The sequence below is a fragment of the Mesorhizobium sp. M8A.F.Ca.ET.218.01.1.1 genome, assembly GCF_004791165.1.
In the GTDB taxonomy this organism is placed as follows: Bacteria; Pseudomonadota; Alphaproteobacteria; order Rhizobiales; family Rhizobiaceae; genus Mesorhizobium.
The window spans coordinates 1-595 of sequence record NZ_SRUZ01000037.1 but is presented as its reverse complement, the minus strand read 5'-3'; the positions used below and the strand labels follow the sequence as shown (position 1 = coordinate 595).

Genomic DNA, 595 nt, shown 5'->3' with positions numbered 1-595 from the left:
AGACCAGCATGCCCATCGGGTTCTCGATCAACTTCTTGAAGGCGACCAAGAGTTCGGCCCCCAGCGCTCCGTCAACCGCACGATGGTCGGTCGACAGCGTCACCGACATCACGGTGGCGATCTTGACCTCGCCGTTCTTGACCACCGCCCGCTCCTCGCCGGCGCCGACCGCCAGGATCGTCGCGTGCGGCGGGTTGATGACGGCGGCAAAATCCTTGATGCCGAACATGCCGAGGTTGGACACCGCCGTGGTGCCGCCCTGGTATTCTTCCGGCTTCAGCTTGCGGCTGCGGGCACGGCTGGCCAAGTCCTTCATCTCGTTGGAGATGACGGAGAGCGTCTTTTCATCGGCGTGGCGGATGATCGGCGTGATCAGGCCGCCGGGGATCGACACGGCGACGCCGACATCGGCATGCTTGTGCTTGACCATGGCGCTCTCGGTCCACGAGGCATTGGCATCCGGCACCGCCTTCAGCGCCATGGCCATCGCCTTGATCACCATGTCGTTGACCGACAGCTTGTAGGCGGGCGCCTCACCCTTGTCGGTCTTCTTCACCGGTGCCGCCGCATTGAGCTGCGTGCGCAGCGAAAGCAG

General features: G+C 64.2%; 1 protein-coding gene. It reads right to left on the bottom strand.

The genetic code is table 11. The features are described 5' to 3' along the window. Positions 1 to 595, bottom strand: a 595-nt coding sequence (locus EN861_RS34275) for a 2-oxo acid dehydrogenase subunit E2 (RefSeq protein ID WP_189343814.1), incomplete at both ends; no start/stop codon positions are given.